At 67.3% G+C, this 5,905-nt stretch carries 5 protein-coding genes; 4 read left to right on the forward strand and 1 reads right to left on the reverse strand.

Annotation, left to right across the window (positions count from 1 at the left end; translation table 11 throughout):
• The 4 genes from J7E68_RS08155 to J7E68_RS08170 all read left to right on the forward strand — a co-directional run.
• On the forward strand, positions 1 to 667 hold a 667-nt coding region (locus J7E68_RS08155), incomplete at its 5' end, for a carbohydrate ABC transporter permease (RefSeq protein WP_215171566.1).
• Positions 667 to 1,623, forward strand: a complete 957-nt coding sequence (locus J7E68_RS08160; RefSeq protein ID WP_215171567.1) for a carbohydrate ABC transporter permease — start codon at positions 667 to 669, stop codon at positions 1,621 to 1,623. The genes J7E68_RS08155 and J7E68_RS08160, both read left to right, overlap by 1 nt.
• Before the next feature lie 67 nt (positions 1,624 to 1,690).
• The gene (locus J7E68_RS08165; protein WP_215171569.1) at positions 1,691 to 2,941 is read left to right on the forward strand and encodes an ABC transporter substrate-binding protein; all 1,251 of its coding nucleotides are present in this window, start codon (positions 1,691 to 1,693) and stop codon (positions 2,939 to 2,941) included.
• 64 nt (positions 2,942 to 3,005) lie between these two features.
• Positions 3,006 to 4,148, forward strand: coding sequence for a glycoside hydrolase family 76 protein (locus J7E68_RS08170; protein ID WP_215171571.1), 1,143 nt, complete (start codon positions 3,006 to 3,008; stop codon positions 4,146 to 4,148).
• A gap of 205 nt (positions 4,149 to 4,353) precedes the next feature.
• On the opposite strand, the gene J7E68_RS08175 is transcribed toward J7E68_RS08170, so the two are convergent.
• Positions 4,354 to 5,475, reverse strand: coding sequence for a GntR family transcriptional regulator (locus J7E68_RS08175; RefSeq protein ID WP_215171573.1), 1,122 nt, complete (start codon positions 5,473 to 5,475; stop codon positions 4,354 to 4,356).
• Between the last annotated feature and the right edge of the window lie 430 nt (positions 5,476 to 5,905).

Raw genomic sequence — 5,905 nt, forward strand, 5'->3', positions numbered from 1 at the left:
GCGCAACACGGCCTACTACACGGTGCTCTACGTGCCGGCGGGCCTCGTCGTCGCGCTCGGCACCGCTCTGCTGCTCAACCGCCGCCACCGCGCGGTGCGCCTGTTCCGCACCCTCTTCTACATCCCGGTCGTCGCCTCGACGGTGGCGACCGCGACGATCTGGTTCTGGATGCTGAACCCGCAGAACGGCCTGCTCAATGTGGCCCTCAGCTGGTTCGGCATCGACGGACCCGCGTGGCTCTACGAGTCGCAGTGGGCGATGATCGCGATCGTCATGATGAGCGTGTGGGCCGGATTCGGCGCCAACATGATCATCTTCCTCGGCGGCCTGCAGGGTGTGCCGGGCGAGCTCTATGAAGCAGCCCGCCTCGACGGCGCGAACGCCTGGCAGCAGTTCCGCTACGTGACGCTGCCGTCGCTGACCCGCACGACGTTCCTCGTGTCGACCCTGCTCATCATCGGCGCCTTCCAGGTCTTCGACCAGGCCTACGTGCTGACCAAGGGCGGCCCCGGCAACTCGACCGTGACCATGGTCTATTACATCTACAACAAGGGCTTCGGCGCGCTCGAGATGGGTTACGCGTCGGCCCTGTCGTTCGTGCTCTTCCTGATCATCCTCGTGTTCTCGCTGCTGAACGCGAAGCTCAACAACCGGAAGGGTGCCTGATGACGAACACGCTGAGCGGTGGCCGCGCCATCGAGACGGCGCTGGCCGCCGGCACTCCCGTGGCCCCGCCCCTGCCTTCACGTCGCAAGCCGACGACCCGCAAGCGCATCGCGACGGTCGGCTGGTACATCGGCGTCATCCTGATCAGCGTCGTCACCGTCGCCCCTCTCGTCTGGACGATCTCGACCTCGCTGAAGCCCGCCACCGAGATCCTGTCGGGGGCCCTCAACCTGATCCCCGCGAACGCAACCCTCGACAACTACCTGCAGGTGTTCGACGAGGTGCCGTTCGGGCGCTACTTCGTGAACTCGCTCGTGCTCGGCATCGGCGGCGCGGCGACGAACATCTTCTTCGGCGCTCTCGGCGGCTACGCCCTGGCCAAACTGCAGTTCAAGGGACGAGCGGCGGTCTTCGCGGTGTTCCTCTCGTCGCTCATGATCCCCGGCATCATCACGATGATCCCGTCGTTCCTGATCCTGCGGTCGATCCCGTTCGCCGGCGGCAACGACGTCTTCGGACAGGGCGGACTCGGCCTGATCAACACGTACTGGGCCGTCATCATCCCCGGTGCCGCCGGAGCCTTCGCCGTCTTCTTCATGAAGCAGTTCTTCGAGACGCTGCCCGACGAACTCGGCGAAGCCGCCCGCATCGACGGCGCGAGCGAGTTCCGCATCTTCGCGATCATCTACTTCCCGCTCGCGAAGGCAGGGCTCGCGGTGCTCGGCATCATCAGCTTCCAGGCCGGCTGGAACAACTTCCTGTGGCCGCTGATCGTGCTCAACAGTCAGGACATGATGACCGTCCAGGTCGGCCTCGCCTCGTTCGTCAACAACTACGAGACCGCCTACGGCCCCCTCATGGCCGGCACCGTGATCGCCAGCCTGCCCGTGCTGCTCGTGTTCCTCTTCGCGCAGCGCTACATCATCGAGGGCGTCGCCCACGTCGGCTCGAAATGACCCAGCAGCTCTCCCTTCCCACCACACGCATCACCCCCACCACACTCACCACATCAAGGAGATTTCGATGAAGAAGCACCTGAGAGTCCTGACCGTGTTCGCCACGGCGTCCCTCGTCGTGACCGTCGCCGGTTGCGCCTCCGGCACTGATGCCGGCGGTGGAGACGGCCCCGAACCCGTCGTCATGTGGGGCTCATGGTCGGGCGACCAGGTCGACCAGCTCGAAGCCCAGGCCGAGCGGTTCAACGAGTCGCAGGACGACTACGAGGTCTCGTACGTTCCGCAGGAACTCGTCGAAGAGAAGCTGCTCACCTCGCTCGCCGGCGGCCAGGTGCCCGACGTCGTGCTCTGGGACCGCTATCAGACCTCGCTCTACGCGCCCAAGGGAGCACTCGCCCCGATCGACGAGTTCATGAAAGAGGATGCCGTCGACACGAGCATCTTCTACGAGCCCGCGCTCGGCGAGATGGAGGTCGACGGCGAGCTCTATGGCCTGCCGCTGCTCGTCGACAACCGGTCGCTGCTGTTCAACCATGCTCTGCTGACGGATGCCGGCAGCGAGGCCCCGACCGACTGGGACGAGCTGAAGACCGCTGCCGAGGCGCTCACCGTGAAGGACGGCGGCAAGCTGACGCAGGCAGGCCTCGACCTCAGCGACCCCGGCCTGTTCAACATGTACCTCGCACAGGCGGGTGGCCAGCTGCTCAACGACGACGAGACCAAGACGGCGTTCAACAGCCCCGAAGGCCTCGAGGTGCTGAACTTCTGGCAGAGCCTGCTGGATGCCGGCGTCTACGAGCAGGGCTTCGGCGACACTGGCGACTCGTTCGCCGAGAGCCGCACGGCGATGAAGCTCGACGGCCCTTGGGCGCTCTCGACCCTCGACCAGGTCGATGGCCTCGAGTACGGCGTCGTGCAGCCGCCGGCCGGACCCAACGGCGAGCAGGGCGCCTACATGGGCGGCTTCGGACTCGTCATCCCCGAGGGCGCGAAGAACGCCGAAGGCGCGTGGGAGTTCATGAAGTGGTGGACGACCGAGGCCGAGAACGGTGTCGCGTTCGGTGAGATCTCGGGCTGGATCCCGGCCAACATCGAGGCCGCCAACGACCCGTTCTTCACGGAGGACGAGCACTACGCCGCCTTCATCGAGACGATGAACTACGCCCAGACCCGCCCCAACGTGCAGGGCTTCTCTGACGTCGAGGGCAAGGCTCTCGTGCCCGCCCTCGAGCGGTTCCTCTCGGGCGAGATCTCGGCCGAGCAGGCGCTGAAGGATGCCCAGGAGCAGGGCGACCAGCTGCTCGAGCAGAACCGCTGAGTCGGATTCCGCGCTCCCCCTCTCCTCTCTCCCCTCTCCCGAATCGACCCCAGGAAAAAGGAACATGACCAGCACTTCCGCGCACACCTGGTCGGCCCGCGCCGACACCGCGCAGCAGAGCCTCGACCACTTCTTCGGTGCCCCCGGCATCCAGTTCCTCGCGAACAGCCACCCGCACGACCGCGGCAACACCGAGGTCTTCAACTACTGGTGGCTGGCCCACGTGATCGACGCCCGGGTCGATGCCTGGGTTCGCACGGCCGACGACGCGTGGATCGAGCAGGCGATCGCCGCCCGCGACAACATCGTCGAACGCAACGGCGGGCAGCTCTTCAACGACTACTTCGACGACATGCTGTGGTTCGCCCTCGCGCTCGAACGGGTGCATCGGGCGACCGGCGAGCAGCGGTATCTCGACGAGGCGATCGCCATCTGGGATCACGTCATCGCCGAGGGGTGGAACGAGACTCTCGGGTGGAGTCTCGCCTGGCGCACGCAGCAGCTCGCGTACAAGAACACTCCGGCGAACGGGCCTCTCGTGATCCTCGGAGTGCGGTTGAGTCGTCTCGACGCGTCGCGCGACTATCTGTCGTCTGCGCGTCGGGCGTTCGACTGGCTGACCGCGACTCTCGTCGGAGACGACGGATTCGTCGAAGACGGCATCAACCGCGAGGGCGACGGCGCGGTCGACACGCAGTGGCGCTTCACCTACAACCAGGGGCTCTACGTCGGCGCCGCGGTCGAGCTCTTCGGCGCGACCGGCGACGACGCGTTCCTGCAGCGGGCCGTGCAGACGGCGACCACCGCCGTGCGCGAACTCAGCGACGGAACCGTCTTCCCCGATGAAGGAGACGGCGGCGACGAGGGCCTCTTCAAGGGCGTCTACTACCGCTACCTCGGTGAACTGCTCGCGGTGCTGGCCGGGTCGGACTCGTTCGCGTCGGAGCGGGTCGAGCTCGAGCGGTTCCTGCGTGCGGGGACCGACGCACTGTGGCAGAACGGGGTGGTCGACGGACACCTGCGGCCGGGCAACGACTGGTCGCAGCCGCCGGTGGAGTGGATCCCCTACTCGACCATGGTCAGCGCGATCTTCGCCGTCGAGCAGCGGGCACGGCTCGAGGCGCGGGCGGCCGGGGCTGACGTGGGGGCGGATGCGGGTGCGGGTGCGGCTGGGGTTGGTGCGGCTGCCGTGGGCGCGCCACGCTGACGGCATCCGCTCTGAGATTCTCTCGGTGATCCGCCCGTGGGCTTCGGCCTGCGGGCGGATCTCTGCGTCCGGGCGGGGCGGTCTTCCGCGTCAGCGCTCCACAACTCCGGAGATCCGGGGCCGGCTTGCCCCGAACGGCCCGATTCAGCCGCCCACCGCTGCGTTCTTCCGGAGCTATGGACGCGAACGCGGGGTGACACCGCGGTCAGGCGCGTGCAGCAGCCGACGAGGCGCCGATCACGAGTTCCGTCGACAGCACGACCTTCTCGATCTCGCTCGGGGCGCTGATCTGGCGCCTCACCGACTCGACCGCCTTCTCGCCGAGCGTGCGCTGCTCCTGACGGATGTGCGTGTAGCGGAACAGTCGGGTGTCGAACGTCGCGTCGGGGTGGTCGAAGCAGACGATCGAGATGTCGGTCGGCACCTCGAGTCCCAGGCGGTGGCACGCTTCGCGCAGCATCAGCGCGATGTTGTACTCCGCTGCGACGTAGCCGGTGATGTCGGGATGCCGCTCGACGAATTCGACCAGTCGCGCGATGTCCTGCTCGATGGTGTCATCGCTGCCCGGCACCGTCGATCCGATGGTGCGCAGCTCGGCGCTGTTCTCGAGGGGCAGGTGATTCGACGCGTGCGCGTGGATGTAGCCGTTGCGGCGATCGTCGCTCGACGAGACATGACTGGTCGAGCTCACGAACCCGATGGTCTTGTGTCCGAGGTCGAGCAGGTGCTCCGTCGCCGCGCGTCCGCCGGCGAGGTTGTCGGAGCACACGGCCGAGACCGGGATGCCGTCGAACAGTCGATCGAGGATGACGACGGGGAACTTCTGCGCGACCAGTTCGAGGGCTGCGGGAGGGATGTACTCCGACGAGCTGGGAAGCAGGATCAGGCCCTCGACTCCGGCTCCGACGAGCGCGCGGATGCACGCGTCCTCCTCGGCGAGGTCTCCTCCTGAGCGCTTGAACACGACGTGCGTGTCGGCACCGGTGGCGGCCAGGATGCCCTCGATCACCTTGTTGCCGAAGGTGTCGTCGAAGCTCGTGATGACGCAGCCGATGAGCGATGGGCCGCGGTCCGGGTCGGTATGCGCACGGGACGATGTCTGAGGCGTCGGCGCCGTCGGGGTCGCGCTGGTGACGACGGTGCCGATGCGGGGGCGGCGCATGATCATGCCGTCGCCACGCAACAGCTCGAGGGCCCGCTTCACCGTGATCGGGCTCACCTCGAACCGGCTCGAGAGCTCGGCCTCGGAGGGCAGCCGGTCACCGACCGCATACTCCCCCTGCGAGATCGACTCGCGCAACGCTTCGTACACCCGCTTGTAGAGCACGCCGGTCCGTTCGTGTCAGCCAATAGTTATATTTAATCTACAGGCTGCGAGGCGTGGATGTCTCTCATCTCGTTCAGCGCGTGCGGGCGCGGGCGCGCGCGGGGCCAGTTGCGCACCGGAACTCGGCGATTCGGATGCGCAACTGACCCCGCACCCGCCGCAAGGTGGCGAACTGACCCCGCGCACCGGAACTCGGCTTCTCGGATGCGGGACTGACCCCGCGTCCGCACGGGCGCGACGCGGGAGGGCGCGACGCACGACGCAACGCGTCAGCGCGTGCGGACCGCATCCCCCATCGCGGCGAGAGCCTCGGCGAGCACCGGCCGAGGCGTCGCGAACACGACCCGCACGTAGCGCTCGTATCCGCGCCCGAGCAGCGACCCCCCGGTGAGCACGACCCCCGCGCGCTCGCGGAAGAACCCCGCCGGCG

Source organism: Microbacterium sp. ISL-103, assembly GCF_018613995.1.
In the GTDB taxonomy this organism is placed as follows: Bacteria; Actinomycetota; Actinomycetes; order Actinomycetales; family Microbacteriaceae; genus Microbacterium.